This is a genomic window from Bacillus sp. NPDC077411 (genome assembly GCF_044543425.1).
GTDB classification, from domain to species: Bacteria; Bacillota; Bacilli; order Bacillales; family Bacillaceae_G; genus Bacillus_A; species Bacillus_A bruguierae.
This window is the reverse complement of record NZ_JBITWA010000021.1, coordinates 24,253-49,051: the sequence shown is the minus strand read 5'-3', so window position 1 is coordinate 49,051 and position 24,799 is coordinate 24,253. Positions and strand designations below refer to the sequence as shown.

The following is a 24,799-nucleotide window of genomic DNA, read 5'->3' as shown; positions in this document are numbered from 1 at the left end:
AGTTCATATAGCGGGAGATTTATGTTAAACTCCTTTGTTTGTTACAATTCGTTTATGATTAAATGGATTGTTGACATTGGTTTATCTATAAAGTGTCAACGGTATTTTTAACAATGAAAAATCATCATAAAAAAATACTTAATGCGGTATTCTTTAGTTAATCTAGAACAGGAGTGTGGTCGATCCAATGAATAAATTGTTGTAAATAACGCTGAAGATATTGTTTTGTTTTTTCGTCAGTAAGCACTTTCTGATCGGAGTCAATCTTTTCATGTACTTGCGAAATCAATACTTTTTGAAATGGGAGGACATGAGCTTGCATGGCTTCTAGTATTTGTCTGATTTGCATTTGAGCAAAGACAGTCCCTAATCCCCCAGGAGTTGCTCCGATTAAGCCAACCGGTTTTCCACTAAGAACGGAGGACTCCCGAGGTCTTGATGCCCAGTCCAGTGCATTTTTTAGTGCGCCTGGAATTCCAGAATTGTACTCTGGACTTACGATAATGATACCGTCAACGCCCTGAATAGCGGATTTAAATGATGTTATTGTTTCTAGAGCACCGCCAATTTCTAAATCTTCGTTAAACAAGGGAAGATTGTTTATTTCGATCCAGCGAAATTGAGCAGTATTACTCATATCTGTCAATGATTGGGCAATGATTCGATTATAAGAATTTTCTCGTAAACTTCCACAAATAAGGCCAATGGTTTTGGGCATACAGATTTCCTCCTTGTTTGCACTCACCTTTCAAGATACTATGTCCTATTTCATCACTCCTATAATAGAATACGTACAAGTCCATTGTACAATTATTTTCCTTTTATTAGTAAGTGATGAATTTATTTCTCAACAAAGATAATTAGTTTCTCCTTTTTTGCGGGAGCAACCTTCAACCTTGCAAAATATACAGTTGGGTATTTTTCACCCTCAACTACAGATAAAGTGCATACGACCTTTTTTTGAAGAAGTGACCTGTCCATTTTCTGAGCTTTTCGCTTGGCAAGCTGTACCAAATGTATGTGTACATTGCCACAATTTTTAACAAAAAATGTGGCAAACTGTTGGTGGATTTTACCTTATACCTTTTATATATTTAAACGTATAAGGAGATGAAAAACATGATTGGTATGAATATTCGTATTTTGCGTAAAAAGAATAAAATGAGTCAGGAACAATTGGCTGAGAAGGTAAATGTATCGCGACAGACCGTAGCAAAGTGGGAAAACGAGGAAGCCTTGCCCGATATTTTTAAATGCAAGATACTCTCTGATATTTTTCAAGTAACCTTAGATCAATTATCCCGTGATATGAGTGAAAAAGAGGCAAATCAGCTCGGTCCCAAGGGGAAGCAGTTCTTTGGTGTTGTGAAGGTAGGAGATCGGGGGCAAATTGTGATTCCAAAAGAAGCACGCAAAATGTATCAGATTCAAGCTGGTGATAAGCTGGTTGTTTTGGGAGAAGATGCGACAAAAGGAATTGCTTTCTTAAAAAGTGAGAATTTCATAGAATTTGTAGAGATGATCCGAAAAGCTGAACCGATGGAAGATGAGGCAGAATGAGAAAAATCATATTTTTTTCGATGCCCGCACATGGTCATACCAATCCGACCATTCCGGTGGTAACTGAGTTAGTAAATAGAGGGCATCAAGTTTGGTATTATTCCTTTCTAGAATTTCAAGAGAAAATAGAAGGCGCTGGTGCTACATTTATTGCTTGTGATGAATTCTTGCCCCAGCTGTCACAAAAAGAATTGGATCGTAAGAGTGGCAAAGATTTTGCGGCATTGATTGAAATGGTTGCTGATACGACCATTTCTTTGGACGAAAAGGTATGTAAGGAATTAAAGGAAATTCAGCCGGATTGCATTGTATTCGATTCTTTATGCTTTTGGGGAAAATTATTTGCCAAGAAACTAGGAATCCCATATATTTGTTCGACTACTTCCTTTGCTTTTAATCAGTATACGGCAAAACTGTTGAAGCGGAGTTTCACGGAACTATGGAGAATGATCGTGGGCTTGCCACGAATAAACAAAAAAATTCAGTTGTTAAGGGAACATGGATATGAAATAGAGAATTTTGTATCGATGGTTCAAAATGATAATGAAACAGACACCATTGTTTACACTTCGAAAGAATTCCAGCCGATGGCGGATACCTTTTCTGAGCGTTATGCTTTTGTCGGACCATCCATCAGGCACTCTTTGCCGGTACAGAATAATAAAAAAGATAGAAAAGTAATCTACATTTCCCTTGGAACTATACTTAATCAAAACCAGGATTTTTACCAAAAACTTATCCAAGCATTTGCAAATACGGACTATAATGTTGTAATGTCAGTTGGTGAAAAAACTGAAATTTCTTCTCTTGGTAACATACCAGGAAATTTCACAGTGAAAAACTTCGTGGATCAGATATCGGTACTACAGACAGCAGATGTATTTATTACCCATTGCGGCATGAATAGTGCGAGTGAAAGCCTGTATTTTGGAGTTCCAATGGTTTTATTTCCGCAACATAGCGAACAAAAATTAGTGGCTGATCGGGTTTCCAAACTGGGTGCAGGATTAAAACTGAAAGGGAAGAAGCCAAAACATTTGGCAACAGCGGTAGCTGAGGTGTTGGCGAATCGGACATATCAGGAAAATGCGCAGAAGCTGTCAGAAATCTTTCGGAATGCTGGTGGTGCAGTAGAAGCATCTAATGTGATTGTGACTAAAATTGGGGAGAAATCTTAATGGCCTGATAATTCTTTATGAAAACAGACTATCGTATTGGAATAAAACAACAACAATCGGGTGCTTTAATTGAATAAGGATTACAGAAATGATAAAACTTTTTTATAATAAAGAAAAGGTACCCCTGCTACAAGGTACCTTTTCCATGAGTTATATACATATTTATGCATAGATGATATCAAAAATATTATCTATGGTAAAACCAAAAGCTATTAATATAATTATAAAAGGGTGGTCTACTTGAATATTTTATGGGATTTTGATGGAACATTGTTTGATACGTATCCTGCATATACAAACATACTCTCTTTGGTGTTGGGAGAAGCAGTAGATAAACTGGAAATCTATGAAAAGCTAAAAATCTCGTATTCGCATGCAATTAATTACTATAACATTTCCAGCAATCAAGAAGAAGAGATAAAAAGATTAAAGAAAACATTATCTCCAAAAGATATGAAACCATTTGATGGTGTAGAAGAAATCTTAAAATTTGCAAATAAAAATGTAATTATGACACACAAGCATAGGGACGGAGTTTTAGCCATCTTAAAATACTATGGATGGGATAAATACTTTGTGGATATGGTTACGATTGACGATGGTTTCCCTCGTAAACCTAATTCATTAGCATACATTCATTTGCACATAAAACACGGAATCGATCTGGTTATTGGAGACAGAGAATTAGATTTATTACCTGCAAAAGAATTAGGAATTGCAACGTGCATGTTTCAAAGTCAATGTGATGTAGCTGATTATCATTTACAAGACTACTCGGAATTTTTTAATACGGATATTCCATTAGTGAAATGAGTGTTCAGTTAATAATAACTACTGTAAAAGGATTGAATCTCGCCTTTCTTATTTTTTGATTATCAACATAATTTTTAAGGATTTTTAAATTAGGGGTCACCTTACATGCCTATCAACTTAAGAGACTTTAATACCCTTAAATACAAAAAACGTTATCCTTTCTAAACAAACTAGATTAGAAAGGATAACGTTTTTTATGAATTTCTCGACTTAAGATCATTTACATCTGTTGTATCAAGTTATACAGCAAAAACCAAAGAAATAACAAGATTCTAATCTGCCTGTTCCACCTCCTACAGAAGAATGGGCGGAAATCTCATCAATATGAGAAAAACCGTATTGAAAAAAGTTTAAACGGAATTACTTATACTTCATTTTTCTTATTGAATCAACGACGCAGATTAGTTAAACATTAATAATCAAAATATCAGAACTTTAGGAAGAAGGGTGGGGGTTATGATGAATAAAGAGATTCAAGAATTGTTTGACGATCTCAATTTATTTGCCAGACAAATTGCAAACGTAAGATTGTCAAATTTATTATTTGATGTGTATGAATTTAAAGATGAATATGCAATGCAAGTAGACTTAATATTCGCTAGAAAAGGTCAATTTAATAATATTCAAGAGGCATTTTCTGCACTATTTAAAAAGGAGTTGTTCGATGGAGAGGAATGGGATATTAGTGATGAGCCAGATCCTTCAGATGAACAATGGATAACAGCACTAAAAGATATCTGGATTAATGCATATTATACAAGAGTATGTGCTTGCATAGAGTTAGTAAACAAAGATGATTTTGTAAGTAGATTTAAAAGGGATCTAGCTGATGTGAATGCACCAGAATCAGTTGTTAAAGAACTTTTAATTAGATTAAATCATATTGAAACAATACAAGTACAAAAAGGGTATATTTATGATTACATATTTGGACAATCTGATAACCATTACTTTTTGTTTGAATGGGGAATATATGATTAGAATTATTACGACTATTAAGATTGTGAAGAAACGTACTTAACGTAACGGGGACGTTAGTGAAATAACGGATAACAAAACAATCGAACTTTTTTATAAAATTTTTATACCAATTAGCAAGAAAAGACTTCATTTTAATCAATCTTTTTTCAAAATGGAGTAAAGAACGGAAGGATTACTAAAAACACCAATTTATGAATGGAGAGAATGTGAACTAAAAAAGTATTTGATTCATAAAACTGGGATTTGATGTAAAAGTGTTGGAACTAAAGTAAAATATAGAGGAATTTATATAGTGTAACAAAGTTAATTTTATACTTAAGGAAGTTAGTTGTTAAGTCATTTGGGGGATATTAAATCCTCAGAAAGTGCAGCGATAATTGGAAAATTGTATGAGAATAAAAGTTGATTCTTATGAATGGGCTTTTTCTTAAGAATTTTGATATATGTGGGAGGATGGTACTAATGAGTAAAGAGGAAGTTATCGAAATAATAAAGAATGCTCCAAAAAAGTTTTTTGTTGGGGCTTTAAAAGATAGTCAAATCAAAAATATTGAGAAGGGGCTTAATGTAGATTTACCAGAAAGTTATAAATGGTTTTTGCGGGAATATGGAACTGGAGGAGTTGCTGGGATGGAGATTTTCGGAGGTGGACTCCATGAGGTTCCAACTTGTGTAAGAGAAACTGAAGAATGGAGGAAATACGGCTTACCAATGGGGTTCGTTGTAATACAGAACTATGGGGCTAATGTGTATTGTCTTGATACTTCACGATTAGAGGAAAATGAGTGTCCGGTTATTGACTGGGAGCAAGATGAAGAAGAGGGAATAAGAGAATATAAAAACTTTTATACATTTTTAGTAGAAAAATTTTCAGAGAGTTTTTAAATAAATTAAGATAGCGAAAATAAAAGGGCTGTGTCACAAGTCGGTATCACTGTGACACATTAGCTGCCAAATTTACTGATTGTTTTAAAGAGTATGTGCTATATGTCAAGGCTTGTATTAAAAATATAGAAACAAATCAGACTTGAATAAGATTAATGGTAAAATTGAGAAGTATGGAAGACTTGATAAAGAGTATAAACTAGTTGGTTATAATTAAAAGGGTCTTAATATTAAGGAAGGAAGTGCAAAACTATGGATTTCGAAACAGTTATGCAGGAGCTTGAAGCCCTCAGTAAGGAACGAACTAAAAAAATGTACATATCCAATGGTGCGCACGAGCCGCTTTTTGGCGTCGCTACAGGTGCTATGAAACCAATCGCAAAGAAAATAAAAATAAATCAACGTTTAGCTGAAGAGCTTTATTCCACAGGTAACTACGATGCAATGTACTTTGCAGGCATTATTGCAAACCCAAAAGCTATGAGTGAGTCGGATTTTGATCGTTGGATGGATGGGGCGTATTTTTATATGCTGTCTGATTTTGTGGTGGCAGTAACTTTATCAGAGTCAGATTTTGCACAAGACGTTGCTGATAAATGGATTGCAAGCGGTGACGAGCTGAGAATGTCAGCGGGCTGGAGTTGCTACTGTTGGCTTTTAGGTAATCGCCTAGACAATGAATTTTCCGAAAGTAAGATTTCCAATATGCTTGAAATTGTGAAAAATACGATTCATGATTCGCCAGAACGAACGAAATCTGCTATGAATAATTTTCTATACACTGTGGGGATTTCATATTTGCCGCTACATGAAAAGGCAGTCGAGACTGCAAAGGAAGTAGGTACAGTAGAAGTAAAACGGGACAAGAAAAAAAGTAGTTTCCTAAATGCTTACGAAAGTATTCATAAAGAAATTGATAGAGGGAGGATTGGTTTCAAACGTAAATATGTAAGGTGTTAAAAATTAGCTACTTTCAAGTACTAAAGTCAATATTACATAAATAAAAGGGGTACAGACGAAATGAACGGTATAGGGAACTTAATTGAAAATCATGTCGAAACTTTGTTTCTTATCTTTGTAAATATAATTGTACTGGTATTTCAAAGTATTGTCTTTGTAAGAATAGCAAGAGACTGGTTTAAAAGTAAAGATATAGAGAAGTTAAAAGAAGATAAACAGTATATTAAGAAGTTAACTATAGTATACATAGGAATTATGGTAATAGGTACTATAACAAACTTACCTTTATTCGGATTTATATTGTTAGGTTTTATGTCTAACACTATTATATTAACGTCTTTAAAGATAGAATTGTCTGATACAAAGTCAAATCAGTTGAAGACTGTAAAGAACTCAAATTTCATGTTATGGTTTGTAATAAACGCTATGCACTTAGTATTATTCTTTATTGAGGAAATAAAACTTATTAAAAGTATTTAGGGGGTGGACTTATGGATAACGATATGACTTCGTATGCTTCACTGATGAACTATATAATAATTGCATTACAACTAGCTATTTTTCTAATGGTGGTTCTTTACTTTATTAAGAAAGACTTATTAATAGCTATAATTAAGAAGATGATAAAGAAAGACATTAAGATAGAAGATATAGGTCTTTTAAATGCAGTAAGATACTTATTATTTAAAGGTATTATTATTCAAGTAACAGTTACATTGATTTTAAGCTTTATGTACGGATTATCTCAAGTAACACCTATGTATGTGAGTTTTGTAACAAACATCGTTCTTTTAGTATTTTTCTCATTTGAGTTAAACTATAAAGTGGATAAGAATACTTTTAATAAAACAAAAAGAAATGTATTCTTAATACTGTCATTCCTTGTCACAGTGGGGTACTTTTCAGTAGTTTTAGACTTCTTTAGTCAACTATATTGACAAATCTATAAAAATATACACTAGTTAAGTAGTATATTTTTAGATTCTATATTACTTAGTTATTTTTTATTCTAACAATCCACTTAGCTGCGCATATATTTTTGTGGTTTCACTCTTTTCATGATTAACAACGGATTACTTCAAGAAGTGCTCCGTTGTTAATCATGTGAGTCGCATAACTATGCCGTAATTGATGTGGATGAATACTCTTTTTAAGTCCTGCGCGACTTGATATACGTTTAATGGTATATCTCATAAGGTCAATACTCATGCGTCTTTTGGGTCTTCTTTCGGTGATAAACAAGCAGCAATCCTCATCGTCCCGTTCGTCTAAGTATCTTTTCGGCCACAAGGAGCAGCGAGTATTGAAGTACACTTCTCTTTCCTTATCGCCTTTTCCATGTGAAGTATGCAATGCATTCGGTATAAGAGATATTAAACTAAGAGTCTTATAAATAAGAAAAGATGTAGAATAATCTACATCTTTTTTCGTCTTACATATTCAAAAATTTTTGTATAAGCTCGACGATGATGGGAATGGACTTTACTTATTAGGAGCATCCGGTGCAATGTATACGAATGAAGGCTGGGTTCAGTATGAGGGAGAATGGTATTACGTTTACGATTCAAACGCATAGGTTGCGTTTTTATTATGATTAAGCTCAACTATAGTTGAGTTGTTATGACTCTGATGAATTGTAGCCCTGAAATAAATAGAAAACTAGCAAAATGAAATGTGCTAGTTTTCTGTTTGCCCTTATAAATGTGAAGAACAAATCTTGTGTAACTTCTCAGCAAATTCTTTATAATGACTTGTATTATAGCCTCCATGATGTCCGGGAAACTCCACGATCTCTGTTCCAATTTGTTCTGTTAATGCGACTGCGCAGTGATAAGCGAAAAAATCCCGTGAGGCACTTCCACCAGCTGGAAGTACCTGCATTGATGAAGATTTTAATGCAGTCTTCAAAGCATTGATATCAAGCGAATGATTAAGAATTCCTGGGATTTCATACTCGACGAAATACATTGAATTACTGAAAATACGCTTTGTTTGCACATCCTTTGAGTACTCGGGATTATTAGTGTCCACTCCTAAATTTGATAATAACTTTACGACCTCACTTCGATGATTCTTCTTAAGGTCTTCCATAAATTTTCTAGCCTGCATCTGCTCCTCGCCGAATAAAAGTTGCAATAAGACTGGTTCATGAGGGATCAGTAGCTTTACTTGCTCCGGATGGTGTATACATAGATTAAGTCCGATGACAGCACCGGAACTGCTTCCGAATACGTACGCCGGTTCATCGGTCAATTTGGCTATGAGGCGATGAGCGTCGTCACTGTGTGTTTCCACGGAGTAATCTTCAGTTCGATTGGCGAGATTACTGCGGGAATGGCCCCGGCGATCGTAAGTAACAACGGTATACCGATCAGCAAGATGGTCAGCAACACTAAGGAATTTGTCAGCGTCACCACCACCGCCATGAATGAAAAGAAGTACAGGGCCATTTCCACGTACTTCATAGTAGATGCTTGCTCCAGGTACTTGCAATGTTCCATTCTTTACTACAATCATTGATAAACTTACTCCTTTCTTCTTATTCATTGTGAAATTTTTAATAAGGTTTTCCAATTTTTATTACTTTTAACTATGGCTATATTCATAAATCGCTAGACTTCTTTACTTTATATGATTGACGAATTATATAAAATGCAGAAATTAACTAAGAAACAAACTCACCATATCTCAATGCAACAATGAAATTGCTACTGTGGGATTCATTATAATTTTTGAATGATATAGGCGATACATATTATATGAGAAAAGATTGTACTTAAACTAAAGGGGGCGTTAGTGAAATAAAGCTTATTCTCCCTTTTCGGAAGGATGGGTAAAAACACCCAAATTATAGTTTCAATTCTTTTTATTATTCATATATACTAATTATATGCAAAAAGGGAAAGATGATTTATCTCTCCATAATATCCATTACTATATCAAGTTAACGAGTAACTCCACCGCCAAGTTGTTGTTCAGCTAATGATACTAGACGTTTTGTAATTTCTCCACCAACAGATCCATTTGCACGAGCTGTTGCGTCTGCACCAAGTTGCACACCAAATTCTTGTGCGATTTCATATTTCATTTGATCAAGAGTTTGTTCAGCCCCACGTACTAACAATTGATTGCTGCTTCCACTGTTATTGTTTAACATGTTATGTCACCTCCTTCACTCTTTAATATGTAAAAAAGCATTCGGAAATATATAGTCCTTTTTGGGTATTGATTTTTATTGTTTTAACACATAATTCATACTTATATTTCACAAAATAGTATTGTGTAGGAGAGCAAAAATTTTTTTGCCATATGGGTATCATGTAGTGAGTAAACCTCCTGAACATGATGAAACGGGTTGTGCTTTATGAAAGTGCAACCTGTTTTTATTGAAAAGTACTATTTCTACATGAAAATTAAAAGATAGGAGAATCATTTATGAAACATATTGTGGCATTATTAATTAAATATACCGCTATCAGTGCCGTATTATTGATGATATTAGGTATATTCCAGAACATCTCGATCCCTAGAATATTACTGATTTCATTACTAATTACAGGATCGGCCTACTTAATAGGAGATTTATTTGTTCTACCTAAGTATGGGAATATGGTTGCTACAATTGCAGATTTTGGGTTAAGTTTCTTAGGAATTTGGGTGTTAACTTATCTTCTTACAGACAACAATTTCGCTCGTAATATTGTTGCATCTTCATTTTGGTCGGCGCTTCTTATCGGTGTGATAGAAGTATTTTTTCACATTTATATGAAAAAAGCGGTTTTATATGAAAACAATGATTCACGAGAATCAACTAACATACATCATGATAGATATGCTATGGAGATCTCACATGAATATTTAAACCGTTCTGAAATAGAAAAAGTAAGATCCATGCAAAAGGAAAACGAGATAAAGAATAAAACGAAATAAAAAAGTGGCTTTTAGCCACTTTTTTATTAAGCTTGTTCAGTATTTTTAACATGTAATGGCGGAGGAACTACCCAGCCTTTTTTCTTACTTAGACGTAGTAAAGTTACCCCAGCTTGTGCTTTTTTCATATGGAATTGTCCAAAAAGCATTCCTACATCTTCTCGAAGACATTTTCCCATTACTTGACTACAAGTTACTAATCCTGCCGCTAGACCTGCAGAAACTGCTGCTGCAATTTCAGCATCATTGATGCGTGCCCCAGGAGGAATATCTTCAATAGACGCAACTGGTCTTTCTGGAGGTGCTGGCGGTAAAGCCACTCCATTTACCTTTAAAAGAGTTTTTAGTTCCTCTATTTCAGAAGTCATATCATTCTCAATTAGGTTTTCTAAGAACTTTTTTAAATCTTCATCACCCGTGTGATTCATAAATACTTGATGTCCAGCAACAGCCCCTTGTGTTGCAAGAAGATAACTCCAAATATCAAATACTTCTCCATAATGCAAAGGCTCATTTTGAGGATTTCCACTTAATACACCCATTTTAAGATGCCTCCCTTTTGTAAATATCATAGTTAGTATGCTTTTCAATATTGAAAATAAATTTTTAAGTATATTTGTTCCTGTAAAAGACTTTTTAATATTCATGGGAAACACCTTCCCCACAAGATATGTGTTTGTAATCTAGAAAGGAAATTTTTTGATAAAATACTCAAAGATTATTATTTAAAATAATCAACAATCTGTGAATACAAATGTATTCATTATGAGAGATTATTTTAAACCACATGGGAAAAATAGATATGTTAACTACTGTAACTTGCTATGTTTCCAATAATCAACCATATCGCTCACCCTAAGCTTTTCCACTTTTAGGTGAAGTTAACGAGTAAATCCACCACCAAGTTGTTGTTCAGCCATTGCTACTAAACGTTTAGTGATTTCACCACCAACAGAACCGTTTGCACGAGCTGTTGTATCTGCACCAAGTTGTACACCAAACTCTTGCGCGATTTCATATTTCATTTGATCAAGTGCACTTTCAGCTCCTTGAACCAATAATTCATTACGATTTCCGCTTTTATTGTTTGCCATATTGTATCACCTCCTATGTTTTTAATATGCTACGAACCACAGAAAAACAAGTATTCCTTTTTATGGTATTTTGTTGCATCTGAATTTGAGTATAAGTTTTATTGTTCTACTTAAAATATGGATGGAGGAGCCAAAAAGGGGAACTGTTTTAACATCTTTTCATAACAAGGTTTGTTTGAAATGATTGTGTTATTCTTCCTTTTCTCTTGCTTGAATTCATATGGAAAAGGAGTGATAAGTAAATAGGATCTAATACAAAAGGTGTTCATGAAGTGAGTTGCATGAAATGTTAACCTTTAAAAATGTATGTATGACAAAATCAGCTGTTATGGCTGGCGTAGCACAAGATCCAGCTCTACAAAGTTTATTACAACAAGATGTGAACATGTCTATGAAACATTGCCAAGACTTAAAGAATTTACTATCTCAAAAACTAATATACAAGAACAGTTACAAGTAGATTTAATGACTACACAAACAAATCAACAACGCCCTCTTTAAGAACTAAAAAATATACGGAGTACATAAGAACATCCCCTGCTTGCTACAGAAAGCAGGGGATGTTCTTTGTTAATTATCTTTTTTAAATACAGTACTAGAATATAAAAAATATACGGGCATAAATCCCCCTAAATTTGGGGAATTTAAAAATTGTTGCTTATCTAAAAAAGAGAGGTATGTTCTATGTATTATTACAAAGAGGAATTGATTAATATTATTAAGCCAGACAAACCAGATCCCGCCGCTGCGAAGGTTTTACAAGAAATACTTGGCGGACATTTTGGTGAAATGCGTACGATGATGCAATATTTCTTTCAAAGTTCAAATTTTAGAGGAAAAGCGAAGCAATATCGGGATTTACTTCGAGGTGTTTTTCTTGAGGAAATTAGTCATGTAGAGCTCGTTCAGAATACAATTAATCAATTATTAAATGGATCTGGTGAACCTACGCCAGGTAATGCTGGTATAGATAAAGCACCGCTTGATGAGGCGGTTAAACATGCAAATCCTCACCATTTTATTGTGGGTGCTCAAAGCTCATTACCAGTAGATGCAGCCGGTAACCCATGGAACGGATCTTGGGTATACAGTCATGGAAATCTAATTAGTGATTTAATGGATAACCTAGTTCTTGAATCAACGGGTGTGCTTCAAAAGACAAGGATTTATGAAATGAGCTCAAATCAAACTTTTCGTGAAACACTTGCCTTTTTAATTGTTCGTGATAATGCACATCAAAATGCATTTGCGAAAGCATTAGAAACTTTAGGCGTTGAATGGGGAAAACTTTTTCCAATACCAAACTATGATATCAATAAGTATCCCGAGTGTAGAAAGTACGTAGAAATGGGATTTCATAATGCTCAATTTAATTTTAGGTTAGATGAAACAAGAATCGGAGAGATTTTTCAAGGTGAATCACCAAGTAGAAACAAAGAGATGTTAAGCGTAACGGAGCCGCCAAAAGGTTTTCCTGTGCCAGAACTTCCTGAAATGCCAAATGAACATAGTCCGGGATTAAAAGATATGGAGCTTTGAGATTATTATGACCAACCTTTTACAAATGGTTGGTCATAAATCTAAATTAGAAAATCTCTATATGGATTCAAATAAGCTTGGATGTTTTCAAAAAGGAGGATATTCATTTTGAGTACAGTAAAAAATACACTATCCATTTTTGCTTTAGGTGGAGTTAATGAAATAGAAAAAAATATGTATGCAATACAATACTCAGATGATATTGTGATTATTGATTGCGGTTCTAAGTTTCCAGATGAAAGTATCGCAAGAGCTTTCTTGTATCGCAACATTTTTTAGTCCAGCGTTAATTCTACAAACGGATTCAGTTTTAGGTATTTATTGTACTCTTGTTTTGATGAGGATAGATACAAAATACTTACCACTTGGTTACGTCGAGTCGTTGCATGCAAGATACGTCCTTTTACTTCACGACTTTTGGAAAAGCGAACCAGGACAAGTTTAGGTACTTTCACTTTGTTGTCTACAATAGCAATATTTCCGTTCGCTTTCTTGGTTGTTTAGGATTAAACTTTATTCTTTTTAGACTTGAATCGTGGAATAGCATCTGCGAGATTTTTCAATGTTGATTGAAGAACAATACTATCGACTTCTTTTAACCAAATTGTATCCGGTGGATTCTTTAATTAGGTTAGCGCAGCAGGACATGTATGAATGATTTAAACTATATATATTTATATTCAAAATTCATTCAGTATTTATTTTTCAAAGTAAAAAAGATAAGATCTTGGAATCTTATCTTTAGTATAAAGAATAATTAAAAAGGATTAATGAGAAAGAAGAGATTTTTAAGGTTTCAGAATAACTTTTATACAATTATCTTCACGATTATTAAAAATTTGATAACCATAACTTGCTTCTTCAAGGGGGAGTTTGTGTGTAATGATCTCCTTTGGATCAAATTCACTTTTTGTTATTTTTTCAAACAATTCGGGCATAAAATGAATGACCGGGGCTTGTCCCATTCTAAGATTAATATTCCTACTCCAAAATGCACCTAGTGGAAATGCATTATAGTTGCCACCATAAACACCTGTCATTTGGACCGTTCCATATTTTCGTACGGCTTTTGTAGCAATTTGTATAGGACCAAGTGTTCCCCCTTGTAATTTTAATTTTTGTTCAATAAACTCCAAAGGCGATTTCTTTCCATCCATACCCACACAATCGATGACGACATCCGCGCCACCATGCGTAATTTCTTTTAAATGTTCTCCCATATCCGGGTATTTTGTAAACTCAAATACCTCAACATTGTTAATCTTTTTTGCATATTTTATTCGATAATCCAAATAATCAACTGCAATTACACGCTTGGCACCTTTCATCCAAGCAAATTTTTGTGTCATTAATCCAACAGGTCCACAGCCAAGCACGATAACAGTATCACCTGATTTTACACCTGCATTTATTACACTCCAATAAGCTGTTGGTAAAACATCGGATAAAAAAAGTAGTGACTCATCCTCAAGCTCGCATGATTCTGGTATAAGAAAGGGAGTGAAGTTACCAAAAGGAACTTTTAAATATTCAGCTTGACCACCTGGGTGGTTACCAAATTTCTCTGTATAACCAAAGTATCCACCAGAATCATAATGAGGATTTGAGTTATCACATTGACTTTCCATTTCATGTTGGCAATAAAAACAATGTCCGCAGGCAACATTGAAGGGGATAACAACACGATCTCCTTTTTTTACTTTAGTGACATCAGGACCCACCTCTTCAACAATCCCCATTGGTTCATGACCGATAATGTATCCTGGGGGTAAAGGCATATTACCTTGGTATAAATGTAAATCGGATCCGCAAATAGCAGTTGAAGTAATCTTTACAATAATATCATCTTTTTTTTCTAATCTCGCATCATCAACTTGTTTAACCTGTACTTGATTCGGTCCTTGATAAGTTACAGCTTTCATATTCACATGCCTCCTTTTTTAACATTTTCTCAAATATATTTTTAATCCCGCTACTTTAGGGCAGTAAGACCCCCACTTCAAGATTCAGAGAAAGCGAAGAAGATAGGTGGGGGATAACTGCCCGTAAGAGCCCGGTTGGTTTAACTAACCATCAGTGGGGATGAAGAAACCCCCCACTGATGGAAGTTTCACTTTATATTTATTTATAATACAGAAATCATTTTCCTAGTTAGTAAAGAGAGACCAGAATTGAATCAGGGGGAATACATAACTTTGTTATGAAGTGTTTTCATATTGCCTTCTCTTCTCTATGTCTTCTAGCTATATTTTAAGAAGAAAATCAATATTTATACATGTTAAAACAGATTAAATTTCCATAAAAAGGAGGAGCGCATCGTCCCTCCTTTTATAAAACTTTAATTTAGTAATGAATAAAATATTTCTATTGTAAATTAAGTAAGAACTTTAGGCTTTTAATGTTTCATAATAAGGATTATTGTTAAATATATCTTCCGTAATCAGGAATAGCTACTTTATCAAAATTCTTTACTAAACGATGCAATTCATTTCTTAATTCTTCCCCAAACATAGGTAGACCGTGCCCTGTCACTACAGATTTAGGATTTAACTTCTCAAGTATTTTTATAGACTCCCAGGCGTTCTCCCAATCGGTAGTAAGATATCTTGGTGGACCATTTAATTCTTTTTGTTGAATCAATACTTTATACAATGAATCTTGTCTTACGGTAACAAAAGCATCTCCAGCGATTAAAAAACCGTCCATATTTCGAAATAAAGATATATGTCCAGGAGTATGCCCTGGAGTATGTATCCAACTCCATCCAGGCATATGGGGAACACTACCATCCGGAGGCAACTCATGTATACAGTTACCTAAATCAATGCCCTCATTTGGAAACAAAGGAGAAATTTTCGCTACAAATCCACCCTCCACAGATCCATCTGGATCTGGATAGTCTTTTTCACCATTTAAATAGGGGATTTCTAGCTTATGTGCATAAACTGGAACATCCCATTTTTTTATCAATTCAATTGCAGAACCAACATGATCAAAATGACCATGAGTCAATATAATTGCTTTGGGTTTACTATGTTTACCAAATTTTTCTTCTGCAAAATCTATGATGAGATTCATCGATTTTGGCATTCCCGTATCAATTAGAACCCATTCGTTTGGATTTGTAGAATCACCAACAAAACATACATTAACAATTTTTATACATAAACAATAGATGTTGGATGTAACTTCGATGCTATTTCCATTGCCAAGAGAAGTTAAAGGTAAAATTGTTTCATCTAAATTACTTTTCAATTCTTGATTCAATTTTTCATTCATAAGAGCAAACTCCTTTTTACATTATGCTCTTTAGTATGTAGAATTACTAAAATAATATTACCATTGGGTTCAGCCGCATGCCCATCAACTTAAGGAATTCATTCTTCCCCAAAACGAAAAAATGAACTGAATTCTTAAAAATAACTAACTTTAGAGAAGGAAAAACTTTGTTTAGGCGGTACTTCAAAAAACTAGCTTGATAGCGGTGTGGCGATCCCCCTAAAAGGGATTTAGTTAAATAAAAAATAAGTGATTGTGTTTTTAGGTCTCGTTCATAATTTGAGTTATTCCATTTAAAGGGCGCGATTGTGGAGCAAAATAGATAGGAAATGATCAAACTTTTTTATAAAAAAATAAACCAACTGAAAGTATTAAGAGCGTGTTTTGATCAATTTGTTTTTTTAACACGCTCTTTTTTATGATTGTTTATCAGGGTTATTAGTATTAATTTGATCAAACTTTATTTTAAAGCAACAGCTTTATCAAGTTACTTTTAAGATTCATCTATATATGAAAAATGATTTTTAGTCATCTTGAACGATTTGAATTGGATATAAAATGTTATGAGTTCTATAATTATTTTCGTTGTGTTTGAATTAAAACTTATTTTACATAAAAATTCGTTGAGCAACTTCTATAATTGCAGCAACACCGGATAATAATACGAAACCACCTAGGCAGGACATAACAACAACTTGATTGAATAATAAATCTTGATTTTTTTTCATGAGAATTCGCTCCTTTAGCATATTTTTTAGGTTTGATTGGTTATCTACTATTAGTTTATATGGAACCTGATAGTAGAACCATCGATCAAGAGGATAAACTGAGTGAACCCGAACTGCTCTCTACCGTCCATAGACGCTTCCCAGATTTAAAATTGGCGATTGATCCAGATGAGTTGATTTATAACCATAATGGAGTGGTACGTTTCATTGCTAGTATCCCAATGATTTTCTAACCTTTTGTGATATGTTGTTTTTAAATTAGATACAAAGCCTAGTTGAAAAAATAGGGAATCGATGATGCCCTCATTCAGCCTTGTTCTGGACATACAAGTAGGCAATCGCTTGAAGTGTATTCGAAATTAGCTATAACAGAAGCGCAAGAAGAATATAACTAAGTGATTTCTTCCTTTCCTGTGTGAAAAACTTCTGTGTTTCTTTATGATTCATATATTTATTGGGAAATACTTTGAACTTTCAGGCACAGATACTCTTTCTACCCTATTATAGAAGCTATTTTGAACGTAAGGAATTTGTAAGGAATAGGTAAGGAAAAAGAAATTTTCATTGTGTATGATCAAAATATAAATAAGCATGAAAGGTGGAACAGATATATGATTTTTACTGCTGACGATTTAAACAAATTCTTCTCTTACTTACTCAGTGGTAAATGACTAAAGGAACAGCAACTAAAACAAATGCTTACTACAGTTCCTACAGGAAGAAAAGGAATCGATGGATATGGTCTTGCAATCTATGAAATTAAGCTTCCAAACGGTGTCTCGGTATGAGGACACACGGGTGGTGTTCCAGGGTTTTCTACTCTTACCGGAGGTACACTTGGAGCCAATCATACGTTGGCCATCAATTTGAACAGTTCGGGTGGAGCTAACATTACTAATCCTTTTAAATATATTTTACTTGCTGAATTTAGCAAGTAGGCAAAGAGGAAAAACGGATAAATTTTGTCATATTTTTTATAGCTAAACAAATAAGTGATGAAATCGATTACTTATCTAAGGAGGCAATTCTCTCATGAAAAATAAACTCTCTGGGGTATTAGCTGCTACATTGGCACTAACGATGACCCTACCAACAGGGGCGATAGCGTCTTCTAGCAGTAAGACTCCGGTTGTAGCTAACCAAGAAGTTGCTAGCCAAGAACTGGAGAAGATTGCGGCAGAGAAGGCTGCGCTACTCACGAAGTCCCATGGTACGACTAGCGTGCAGTATGCGCTAATTGATAATGGAAAACTTATTTTGTCGGGTCAGACAGGCAAGAACGATATGGAAGGGGAACAGCGGCTGACTAAAGATACTATATACGGGGTTGGTTCAGTCAGTAAAGTGTATGCAGCAGCGGCTGTAATGAAATTGGTTGACGAAGAAAAAGTCGATTTGGATGCTCCTGTCGTCCACTATGTTCCTGATTTCAAGATGAAAGATGAGCGGTACAAACGCATTACGCCGCGTATGCTGTTGAACCACTCCTCCGGCTTGCAAGGTTCCACGTTTAGTAATGCATTTTTATTTAACGATAATGATCCCTATGCCCATGATGTCTTGTTGCGGCAATTGTCCAACCAGAGCTTGAAGGCGGATCCTGGTGCGTTCTCGGTATACTGCAACGACGGCTTTACGCTGGCCGAGATTTTGGTGGAAAAAGTCAGCGGTATGAGCTTTACCGAATTTCTACATCAACGGTTTACAGAACCCTTAAAGCTGAATCATACGAAAACGCCGCAGGACAAATGGGAAGACGAAAAGCGGGCTGGACTTTATTTTCCGGCGTACCAAGGGCAGCTTCCCATTGAATCGGTGAATGTGATTGGTTCGGGAGGGATCTCTTCCACGGCAGAAGATATGGTACGATTCTCACAATTATTTATGGGACAGGGAAAAGGGATTCTCTCTGATAAGGCAGTCAAGGCGATGGAGCAAGAGGAATATAAAAAAGGAATGTGGCCGGGGGATGGAGATAATATTTTCAACTATGGTCTTGGCTGGGATAGTGTGAAACTATACCCATTCAGTGAATATGGGGTAAAAGGCTTGGCTAAGGGCGGCGACACGGCACTGCAACATGCTATACTGGTCGTGCTTCCGGAACAGAAGATGGCAGCGGCTGTGTTGTCATCCGGTGGCCAAAGCTCTACAAATCAACTGATGGCAACTGAATTGCTGCTCGCCGCGCTCAAAGAGAAGGGCACAATTAAGGACATCAAGCCGAACAAATCCTTTGGCAAGCCGATCAAGGCCAAGATGCCTCAAGACGTGGCGAAGAAAGCGGGTTTTTACGGCAATAGTGAAAGTCATTTCAAAATAGAAATTACAAAGAATGGAGAACTGTTCTTACCATCTAATCGAGAAGAAAAATATGTATATACTGCGAATGGAAGCTTTATTAATGAGAAGGGTACTTCCAAGCTCAACTTCGTCACCGAGAAGAATGGAAGAACTTATTTGAGGGAGAGCACATATAAATCGACGCCAGGCTTAGGGCAAGATGTGATGACTCACTATTTAGCCGAGAAACTAGAAGACAACGTGCTACCGAAGAAAACCGCTGCCACATGGGCGAAGCGGGAAGGCGTCAAGTTCTATCTCGTAAACGAGAAATTTAGTTCTATTGAATATCTCGTTCAACCGAAACTTCTTACCACACAAATTACTCGCAAGAAAGGCCTGGCGGGCTATTGGGACGGCAGAAAAATTACAGGCCCGAACACCGCGGCGCATCAGCTCCAGATTCCTGTGATGAACGGCCGTGATACGACGGAAACTCATTTCTATACAGAAGGCGGCAATGAATATATGGAGATGACCGGATTGTTATACGTAAGTGAATCCAACGTAAAACCGCTTGATGCAGGCCAATCATCCAAAGTTACGCTGCAAGCAAATGGGCATGCGAAATGGTTTACGATCCCGCAAGCGGCAGCAGGGAAAACGATGATCGTGGCGTTGTCATCGAAGAGTTCGTTCGCGGTGTATGATGAGAAGGGAGTATGCGTCAATTTTACCGTTGTGAGCGGCAATAACAAAGTAAAACTGCCGAATAACGGAACGGTTGTATTTGCTGGCGCGCCGAATTCGGAATTTGCAATCACGTTGAACTAGCTACAATTCAAGATAAACTTCAACAAAACCAGTACGACACAGAAAAGGTGTTTTGCTGGTTTTGTTTGTATTTACGCATTATCTTTACGAAGAGGCTTTCCACGAATAATATCACGCTCAAACTATGCAAGAACAGCTAGTATACCAGTTTTCAGGTGAAGTAAATTATTCGATTTATAATTCATTGCAACATTGACAATTATACGAGAAATAGTTGGCGGTATTGGCTTTTTTGGTGATCCCGATTCGGGCGGTATGATTGAAATTGGCTTTGCTACTAATGAAAGCCAACGCCGTAAAGGTTATTGTTTTGAAGCTGCCCAAAATTATTAAACTGGGCCTCGAACCAGGATGAGGTCAAATGTATTACTGCTAGATGTGAACGGGACAACATCAATTCTAACAATGTTTTAGAGAAGTTAGGATTCCAAATTACTCACAGAGATACAGAACTAATTTATTGGAAATATAGCACTGGACAGCTTTAGAAAAATTTGTCCATTATTATATCCTGTTTATATAACCATAAAAATTTATCTTATACCTTTACTAGGAGGCATATAAAATAAAAGTATTAATAACTGGGGCAAATCGAGGTCTTGGTTTTGAGTTAGCCAACATATTTTATAACAATGGGCATATTATTTTCCCAGTCGTTAGAAAGCAGCAAGAACTTCAGAAGCTTACGCATATGTTTCCAGACCGCTGCTATCCAATTTTAGCAGATTTAAACGATGATAAGAGTGTAGAGAAAATCAAAACTTCTCTTAACAAATATACAGGTTGTATCGATTTAGTCATTAATAATGCTATTCGAAATAATAAATTCAATGTAGACGAACTTTCTGGAATTAGTAAAAATGAGCAGCTAGTAGAAGATAAATTGAAATTAAGGAGGGTTTGTATTGGATAAAAAAAGTATAAACAAAGCAATAAGGAATGCAATTAAACTTGGTGATATTAATGAGGTGAAACAATTAATAGGAAATGATACAGAAACCTTGAATACTATGACTCCGTTTGGTACATGGTTGCATGTAGCAGCAAAGAATGGACACCTTGAAATAGTAAAGTATCTAATTGAAAAAGGTATAGATATTGATGCTAGAGGTGGTACATTTGATGCTTCTGCATTAAATTTGGCAGCAGGAGCGGGGCATTTCGGAATAGTAAAGTATCTAATAGAAGTTGGCACAGAATTAGATGTGAGCTTAGCAAAAAGAAACCCACTATTTGGAGCGATTTATGGCGGGCATAAAGAAATAGTCGAATTTCTAGTTGAAAAAGGTATAGATATTTCAATTAGATATACTGGTGAAAAGATTAACAAGATGGATGCCTATAAATATGCTAGAGAATTTGGACAAACAGAAATTGCTGAATATCTAAAGGGAAAATTAGAAGAAAAGTAGTACTAGTTATTAGTTCTCAGTTGAAACATGGGGACATTCTAAAGTAAAGGGTAAAAATATTTCACGTAATGAAGTACTACAGTTATAAAGATTTATGAATTACAGAGAGAATAACAATAGTTAAATCTTAATAGGGAAATTACAGGTTCTTCTAATCAAAATCCAAAAGGTCAAAGGTGAATATAATGGATTATTCTATAGATATTTTAAAGCAAAGCAAAATAAAATACGACTGGAAAACAATATATGCAGGTTTAGAACTTAGTATTATTAAAAATAACGATATAACTAATTATGCTGTGGAATTTTTATCTACTCATCAAGAATGTAATAATCCGTTCATTATAGAACTTGCTTGGGGAAAAAATGATATTGAATATCGGAGAATACTGAAAAACATATTGAAAGAGCTAAATGATGAACACCTATTAAAGGATTCTAATTTATGGGAATGTGAAAAAAGAAAATGGAGGTTTAGCATTCTTAAATGTTTAAAAGAAATGTATCAAGATGAACCTAAAGAATTATTAAATAAAATTGTTGAAGTATATGCTGACTTTGACTATCCAGAAGATATGGAAAGGTTTATTAATTATATGCCTCCTAAAGACGGCTATAACCCATTGCTATACTCCGAAGAAGAAAATATAGTAAGATTAATCAGTTTTTTTAATGACTTTTTACATAAAGAACAACAATACTTACAAAACAGAAAGGTGAAAAGATGATTTTACCAGAGGAGTTTAATGAGAAATGGGATGTTAGCAAAAATGGTCCGCTAATAAAATTTAATTATGAGCATTTAGTGGACACAGATTTTTCTGATGAAGTAAAGAGATTTTTGTCTATAGGAGGATTACCTGAAACTCCTGCACCATATTTAGAATTTATTTCTTCACAAGCGTTATTAAAATCTATTACAAGTATACTCAATATACCAGAAGAATTTCAAAAATATTGGTTTTTGGGATCGACAGGTTCTGGAGATCCAATATGTATAATTGAGAAAAAAGAAAATGTAGTGTTTCTTAATAATAGTGATGGTTATAAAGAAGAATTTATAAATTCTTCTTTAAGTCAATTTGCAGAATGTTTATTAGTATATTCAAGAATGATTGACAAGGCAGTACAAACAAATGGTGAGGATGCCTTTATTAATAATGATATACCACAATCTGTGATTAATTGGTTAAGAGAAGAGTTAGAAAGAATTGACCCTAAGTGTATGGAAAAGAGATGTTTTTGGTTTACTGAGATTGGAAATTTATATGAATAATTGATAAGTACATTATCTTAGGGATTTGTATCATTTTGCAATCTTCTATGAAAATAGCAAAATGTATGCATTTATAGCTGAATAAGTAGAGGTTTTGGTAGGAGGGAAAATGTATGAATTACCAAAAAATGAGCAAAGAAATTTCTTATGCGCTTCGTCATGCTCCATGGAAGTATGAATTAGAATTAGATGACGAAGGATGGGTGCCAGTTAATCAGTTATTAACTGCATTGCATCAATCAAAAGAATGGAGAAATATTACGCAAGAAGACATAGAACAAATGATTTTAATATCGGAAAAAAAGCGGCACGAATTATCAAATGGAAAAATTAGAGCTTTATATGGTCATTCTGTTCCAATGAAGATTACTAAAAAGAAAGCTATACCGCCTAGAAAACTATATCATGGGACTTCACCAAAATTTATGGAGTCCATTAACGAATCTGGTTTGTTACCAATGTCCAGGCAATATGTTCATCTTTCAGAAGATATAGAGACAGCTAAACTAGTCGGTAAACGAAAAACCTCTGCTCCTGTTATCTTAATAATTGATACAGAAGAAGCTCAAAAAAAGGGAATTAAATTTTATCTAGGAAATGAAAAGGTATGGCTTTCAGATTCTATTCCAATAGAATTCATATCAATTAAAAAATGAATGGTTTTTGAAATGTTATTTTGCTGGATTCTGAGAATGAAGAAAGAAAATTTAAAAAGAACAAGCTAAAAAGCGAATACAAACAGTGGGCATGTTAAGTAAAGTAACTAAGGAACGCTAATGTAGATTACTATTTTGTGAGTTCCTCGGGTACTGATAAAAAACATGCCCAATAAGGAGAGGAATTATGAATTTAGAAAATATGGTGAAAGATATTTGGTATGGAGAAATTCCTAATGATACAATTCAAACTCTTAAATCTCAGCTTAAGAATGCTACAACTGAGGAAGAATGCTTTCGCCTTATTAATGAATTGTTAAAATTAGGTGATTTTTCTGTAAAGGAATTGCTAGTACAACTAATGAATAGTACCCAAAATGAGGTTATTCTCAATTTATGTATAAGCCTTTTTTGCTCGATAGCTACTCACGATGACCTATTAGACACCAGTAAATTGAAATTTCTTTCAAATGCTTCTGAAGATAGTGTTCATACTTTTGTAGCAAGTGCAGGAGACACTCTTTCATATAATGTGATTCCATACCTTCTCGCTTTATTAGAAGAATGGGAAGAGACTTTTATTGAGAAGGCAATCAGAAATACACTGACATTAATGCTTGGAGTTAGTGATGACTATTATGAGTTATCAATGGAAGAATTTAGAGAAATATATTCGGAGTCCATTAAAAATAATGATATCACTAAATATTACTATCATAATAATTTGTCATTTCCAGGGAATTTGGTGAAGGAATTAATTCCGAGGGTAATGATTTCTTTAAGAGAAAAAAACACGTTTAATGTGATTACAATCCCGTCTATTTTATCCATTTGGAGTGGGATTAAATGCCCTGTTCAGTATGGAATCGTAATAGATGATCAAAAATACAGAGAATGGATGTCATATATTGATGCATTAACAAAAAGAGAATGGAAAGTTGGAGAAAAGTATTTTTACGGTCATTTAGTAGTGTAAAGTTGACATGCAAAAATAAATACTAATCGAAACTAGAATTGACTAGAAATTTGATTAAAAATCTGTTTTGACAACAAATTAAAGTCGAACTTTATGATTATTCATTTTAATTTTATATAAATGGATTTGAATTAATGGAATCGGTTTTACATAGATGGACAGGTATGATAGATGTGTGAAGCATATCCTTTCTTTCTAAGTATTGTTAGATTTGTGCAGTAACTTATCTACTTCAGAGAAGGATGAATATGTATCTTTGAAAGATGAATTAACTGCAAAGCACAAAACTTGGTTTAAACAGTTAGTCGAACATGAACTTGAGGGAGCTAGATTGATGCAGAGTGATTTGCCTTAAAGATGTAAAGGCGATTGAAGATGGGGTCCCCCCTGAAGCATACAATTTAGCTCCAGAGCC

26 protein-coding genes and 5 pseudogenes are annotated in these 24,799 nt (G+C 34.6%); 22 read left to right on the top strand and 9 right to left on the bottom strand.

Annotation, left to right across the window (positions count from 1 at the left end; all coding sequences use genetic code 11):
* Positions 1-157: 157 nt before the first annotated feature.
* Positions 158-718: an NADPH-dependent FMN reductase gene (locus ACIGHG_RS20945; RefSeq protein WP_396550359.1), complete on the bottom strand. Its 561-nt coding sequence runs from the start codon at positions 716-718 to the stop codon at positions 158-160.
* Between the two features lie 401 nt (positions 719-1,119).
* Between ACIGHG_RS20945 and ACIGHG_RS20940 the strand changes: the two genes are divergently transcribed.
* The 9 genes and pseudogenes from ACIGHG_RS20940 (at position 1,120) to ACIGHG_RS20900 (ending at position 7,315) form a co-directional block, all read left to right on the top strand.
* On the top strand, positions 1,120-1,560 hold the full coding sequence (locus tag ACIGHG_RS20940; protein ID WP_336474339.1) for a helix-turn-helix domain-containing protein: 441 nt from the start codon (positions 1,120-1,122) through the stop codon (positions 1,558-1,560).
* A gap of 20 nt (positions 1,561-1,580) precedes the next feature.
* Entirely contained in the window at positions 1,581-2,738 is a 1,158-nt protein-coding gene (locus tag ACIGHG_RS20935; RefSeq protein ID WP_396550357.1) for a macrolide family glycosyltransferase, read from the top strand.
* A 240-nt stretch (positions 2,739-2,978) separates the two neighbouring features.
* The gene (locus ACIGHG_RS20930) at positions 2,979-3,551 is read left to right on the top strand and encodes an HAD-IA family hydrolase (RefSeq protein WP_396550355.1); all 573 of its coding nucleotides are present in this window, start codon (positions 2,979-2,981) and stop codon (positions 3,549-3,551) included.
* Between the two features lie 214 nt (positions 3,552-3,765).
* Positions 3,766-3,967, top strand: a pseudogene (locus ACIGHG_RS20925) (IS4 family transposase); the annotation flags it as partial.
* Positions 3,968-4,007: 40 nt separating this feature from the next.
* Positions 4,008-4,532 (top strand): hypothetical protein, encoded by a 525-nt coding sequence (locus ACIGHG_RS20920; RefSeq protein ID WP_396550353.1) that lies wholly within the window; start codon positions 4,008-4,010, stop codon positions 4,530-4,532.
* A 411-nt stretch (positions 4,533-4,943) separates the two neighbouring features.
* Positions 4,944-5,417: an SMI1/KNR4 family protein gene (locus ACIGHG_RS20915; RefSeq protein WP_396550383.1), complete on the top strand. Its 474-nt coding sequence runs from the start codon at positions 4,944-4,946 to the stop codon at positions 5,415-5,417.
* Between the two features lie 252 nt (positions 5,418-5,669).
* Positions 5,670-6,377, top strand: a complete 708-nt coding sequence (locus ACIGHG_RS20910; protein ID WP_336474343.1) for a DNA alkylation repair protein — start codon at positions 5,670-5,672, stop codon at positions 6,375-6,377.
* A gap of 60 nt (positions 6,378-6,437) precedes the next feature.
* Positions 6,438-6,857: a hypothetical protein gene (locus ACIGHG_RS20905; protein WP_090911342.1), complete on the top strand. Its 420-nt coding sequence runs from the start codon at positions 6,438-6,440 to the stop codon at positions 6,855-6,857.
* 11 nt (positions 6,858-6,868) lie between these two features.
* Positions 6,869-7,315, top strand: a complete 447-nt coding sequence (locus ACIGHG_RS20900) for a hypothetical protein (protein ID WP_336474345.1) — start codon at positions 6,869-6,871, stop codon at positions 7,313-7,315.
* Between the two features lie 66 nt (positions 7,316-7,381).
* Here the strand turns inward: ACIGHG_RS20900 and ACIGHG_RS20895 are convergent.
* Positions 7,382-7,718, bottom strand: a pseudogene (locus tag ACIGHG_RS20895) (tyrosine-type recombinase/integrase); the annotation flags it as partial.
* 109 nt (positions 7,719-7,827) lie between these two features.
* On the opposite strand from ACIGHG_RS20895, the gene ACIGHG_RS20890 reads away from it, so the two are divergent.
* Entirely contained in the window at positions 7,828-7,953 is a 126-nt protein-coding gene (locus ACIGHG_RS20890) for a hypothetical protein (protein WP_396550386.1), read from the top strand.
* Positions 7,954-8,072: 119 nt separating this feature from the next.
* On the opposite strand, the gene ACIGHG_RS20885 is transcribed toward ACIGHG_RS20890, so the two are convergent.
* Together ACIGHG_RS20885 and ACIGHG_RS20880 are read right to left on the bottom strand one after the other, a co-directional pair.
* Complete coding sequence (locus tag ACIGHG_RS20885; protein WP_396550350.1) at positions 8,073-8,894, bottom strand: alpha/beta fold hydrolase; 822 nt, start codon at positions 8,892-8,894, stop codon at positions 8,073-8,075.
* Between the two features lie 427 nt (positions 8,895-9,321).
* On the bottom strand, positions 9,322-9,534 hold the full coding sequence (locus ACIGHG_RS20880; RefSeq protein ID WP_336474347.1) for an alpha/beta-type small acid-soluble spore protein: 213 nt from the start codon (positions 9,532-9,534) through the stop codon (positions 9,322-9,324).
* 278 nt (positions 9,535-9,812) lie between these two features.
* On the opposite strand from ACIGHG_RS20880, the gene ACIGHG_RS20875 reads away from it, so the two are divergent.
* Positions 9,813-10,307 carry a YndM family protein gene (locus ACIGHG_RS20875; RefSeq protein WP_090911333.1) on the top strand — a complete coding sequence of 165 codons (495 nt, stop codon included), beginning with the start codon at positions 9,813-9,815 and terminating at the stop codon, positions 10,305-10,307.
* A gap of 26 nt (positions 10,308-10,333) precedes the next feature.
* Here ACIGHG_RS20875 and ACIGHG_RS20870 read toward each other — a convergent pair whose 3' ends face one another.
* Both ACIGHG_RS20870 and ACIGHG_RS20865 read right to left on the bottom strand, forming a co-directional pair.
* Positions 10,334-10,849: a DUF3231 family protein gene (locus tag ACIGHG_RS20870; protein ID WP_336474382.1), complete on the bottom strand. Its 516-nt coding sequence runs from the start codon at positions 10,847-10,849 to the stop codon at positions 10,334-10,336.
* 339 nt (positions 10,850-11,188) lie between these two features.
* Complete coding sequence (locus ACIGHG_RS20865; RefSeq protein WP_026591505.1) at positions 11,189-11,401, bottom strand: alpha/beta-type small acid-soluble spore protein; 213 nt, start codon at positions 11,399-11,401, stop codon at positions 11,189-11,191.
* A gap of 684 nt (positions 11,402-12,085) precedes the next feature.
* Between ACIGHG_RS20865 and ACIGHG_RS20860 the strand changes: the two genes are divergently transcribed.
* Together ACIGHG_RS20860 and ACIGHG_RS20855 are read left to right on the top strand one after the other, a co-directional pair.
* Entirely contained in the window at positions 12,086-12,940 is an 855-nt protein-coding gene (locus tag ACIGHG_RS20860; RefSeq protein ID WP_396550347.1) for a manganese catalase family protein, read from the top strand.
* A 108-nt stretch (positions 12,941-13,048) separates the two neighbouring features.
* Positions 13,049-13,219 carry a hypothetical protein gene (locus ACIGHG_RS20855; RefSeq protein ID WP_396550385.1) on the top strand — a complete coding sequence of 57 codons (171 nt, stop codon included), beginning with the start codon at positions 13,049-13,051 and terminating at the stop codon, positions 13,217-13,219.
* A 42-nt stretch (positions 13,220-13,261) separates the two neighbouring features.
* On the opposite strand, the pseudogene ACIGHG_RS20850 reads toward ACIGHG_RS20855, so the two are convergent.
* The 3 genes and pseudogenes from ACIGHG_RS20850 to ACIGHG_RS20840 form a co-directional block, all read right to left on the bottom strand.
* Positions 13,262-13,566, bottom strand: a pseudogene (locus ACIGHG_RS20850) (RNA-guided endonuclease TnpB family protein); the annotation flags it as partial.
* 162 nt (positions 13,567-13,728) lie between these two features.
* Entirely contained in the window at positions 13,729-14,862 is a 1,134-nt protein-coding gene (locus ACIGHG_RS20845) for a zinc-dependent alcohol dehydrogenase (protein ID WP_336474349.1), read from the bottom strand.
* A 499-nt stretch (positions 14,863-15,361) separates the two neighbouring features.
* Positions 15,362-16,207, bottom strand: coding sequence for an MBL fold metallo-hydrolase (locus ACIGHG_RS20840; protein ID WP_396550381.1), 846 nt, complete (start codon positions 16,205-16,207; stop codon positions 15,362-15,364).
* 1,351 nt (positions 16,208-17,558) lie between these two features.
* Between ACIGHG_RS20840 and ACIGHG_RS20835 the strand changes: the two are divergent.
* The 9 genes and pseudogenes from ACIGHG_RS20835 to imm47 all read left to right on the top strand — a co-directional run.
* Positions 17,559-17,885, top strand: a pseudogene (locus ACIGHG_RS20835) (serine hydrolase); the annotation flags it as partial.
* A gap of 94 nt (positions 17,886-17,979) precedes the next feature.
* The gene (locus tag ACIGHG_RS20830) at positions 17,980-20,064 is read left to right on the top strand and encodes a serine hydrolase domain-containing protein (RefSeq protein WP_396550344.1); all 2,085 of its coding nucleotides are present in this window, start codon (positions 17,980-17,982) and stop codon (positions 20,062-20,064) included.
* Positions 20,065-20,271: 207 nt separating this feature from the next.
* Positions 20,272-20,552, top strand: a pseudogene (locus tag ACIGHG_RS20825) (GNAT family N-acetyltransferase); the annotation flags it as partial.
* Between the two features lie 77 nt (positions 20,553-20,629).
* A complete protein-coding gene (locus ACIGHG_RS20820; protein ID WP_396550379.1) occupies positions 20,630-20,977 on the top strand; it encodes an SDR family NAD(P)-dependent oxidoreductase in 348 nt (115 codons plus the stop codon).
* A complete protein-coding gene (locus tag ACIGHG_RS20815) occupies positions 20,970-21,476 on the top strand; it encodes an ankyrin repeat domain-containing protein (RefSeq protein ID WP_396550342.1) in 507 nt (168 codons plus the stop codon). The genes ACIGHG_RS20820 and ACIGHG_RS20815 overlap by 8 nt, the downstream gene beginning before the upstream one ends.
* Positions 21,477-21,661: 185 nt before the next feature.
* Complete coding sequence (locus ACIGHG_RS20810) at positions 21,662-22,204, top strand: DUF2247 family protein (protein ID WP_396550340.1); 543 nt, start codon at positions 21,662-21,664, stop codon at positions 22,202-22,204.
* Positions 22,201-22,752: an SUKH-4 family immunity protein gene (locus tag ACIGHG_RS20805; protein ID WP_396550338.1), complete on the top strand. Its 552-nt coding sequence runs from the start codon at positions 22,201-22,203 to the stop codon at positions 22,750-22,752. The genes ACIGHG_RS20810 and ACIGHG_RS20805 overlap by 4 nt, the downstream gene beginning before the upstream one ends.
* A gap of 113 nt (positions 22,753-22,865) precedes the next feature.
* The gene (locus ACIGHG_RS20800) at positions 22,866-23,408 is read left to right on the top strand and encodes an RNA 2'-phosphotransferase (protein ID WP_396550336.1); all 543 of its coding nucleotides are present in this window, start codon (positions 22,866-22,868) and stop codon (positions 23,406-23,408) included.
* A gap of 187 nt (positions 23,409-23,595) precedes the next feature.
* Positions 23,596-24,384, top strand: a complete 789-nt coding sequence (gene imm47, locus ACIGHG_RS20795; protein ID WP_396550334.1) for an Imm47 family immunity protein — start codon at positions 23,596-23,598, stop codon at positions 24,382-24,384.
* The last annotated feature ends 415 nt before the right edge of the window (positions 24,385-24,799 follow it).

Coding starts and splice junctions, on each gene's coding strand:
- ACIGHG_RS20805 (WP_396550338.1), top strand. CDS start 22,201: ATGATTTTACCAGAGGAGTTTAATGAGAAATGGGATGTTAGCAAAAAT.
- ACIGHG_RS20870 (WP_336474382.1), bottom strand. CDS start 10,849: ATGGGTGTATTAAGTGGAAATCCTCAAAATGAGCCTTTGCATTATGGA.
- ACIGHG_RS20910 (WP_336474343.1), top strand. CDS start 5,670: ATGGATTTCGAAACAGTTATGCAGGAGCTTGAAGCCCTCAGTAAGGAA.
- ACIGHG_RS20935 (WP_396550357.1), top strand. CDS start 1,581: ATGCCCGCACATGGTCATACCAATCCGACCATTCCGGTGGTAACTGAG.
- ACIGHG_RS20940 (WP_336474339.1), top strand. CDS start 1,120: ATGATTGGTATGAATATTCGTATTTTGCGTAAAAAGAATAAAATGAGT.
- imm47 (WP_396550334.1), top strand. CDS start 23,596: ATGAATTTAGAAAATATGGTGAAAGATATTTGGTATGGAGAAATTCCT.
- ACIGHG_RS20860 (WP_396550347.1), top strand. CDS start 12,086: ATGTATTATTACAAAGAGGAATTGATTAATATTATTAAGCCAGACAAA.
- ACIGHG_RS20945 (WP_396550359.1), bottom strand. CDS start 718: ATGCCCAAAACCATTGGCCTTATTTGTGGAAGTTTACGAGAAAATTCT.
- ACIGHG_RS20875 (WP_090911333.1), top strand. CDS start 9,813: ATGAAACATATTGTGGCATTATTAATTAAATATACCGCTATCAGTGCC.
- ACIGHG_RS20920 (WP_396550353.1), top strand. CDS start 4,008: ATGATGAATAAAGAGATTCAAGAATTGTTTGACGATCTCAATTTATTT.
- ACIGHG_RS20885 (WP_396550350.1), bottom strand. CDS start 8,894: ATGATTGTAGTAAAGAATGGAACATTGCAAGTACCTGGAGCAAGCATC.
- ACIGHG_RS20830 (WP_396550344.1), top strand. CDS start 17,980: ATGAAAAATAAACTCTCTGGGGTATTAGCTGCTACATTGGCACTAACG.
- ACIGHG_RS20865 (WP_026591505.1), bottom strand. CDS start 11,401: ATGGCAAACAATAAAAGCGGAAATCGTAATGAATTATTGGTTCAAGGA.
- ACIGHG_RS20845 (WP_336474349.1), bottom strand. CDS start 14,862: ATGAAAGCTGTAACTTATCAAGGACCGAATCAAGTACAGGTTAAACAA.
- ACIGHG_RS20880 (WP_336474347.1), bottom strand. CDS start 9,534: ATGTTAAACAATAACAGTGGAAGCAGCAATCAATTGTTAGTACGTGGG.
- ACIGHG_RS20800 (WP_396550336.1), top strand. CDS start 22,866: ATGAATTACCAAAAAATGAGCAAAGAAATTTCTTATGCGCTTCGTCAT.
- ACIGHG_RS20900 (WP_336474345.1), top strand. CDS start 6,869: ATGGATAACGATATGACTTCGTATGCTTCACTGATGAACTATATAATA.
- ACIGHG_RS20915 (WP_396550383.1), top strand. CDS start 4,944: ATGAATGGGCTTTTTCTTAAGAATTTTGATATATGTGGGAGGATGGTA.
- ACIGHG_RS20905 (WP_090911342.1), top strand. CDS start 6,438: ATGAACGGTATAGGGAACTTAATTGAAAATCATGTCGAAACTTTGTTT.
- ACIGHG_RS20810 (WP_396550340.1), top strand. CDS start 21,662: ATGGATTATTCTATAGATATTTTAAAGCAAAGCAAAATAAAATACGAC.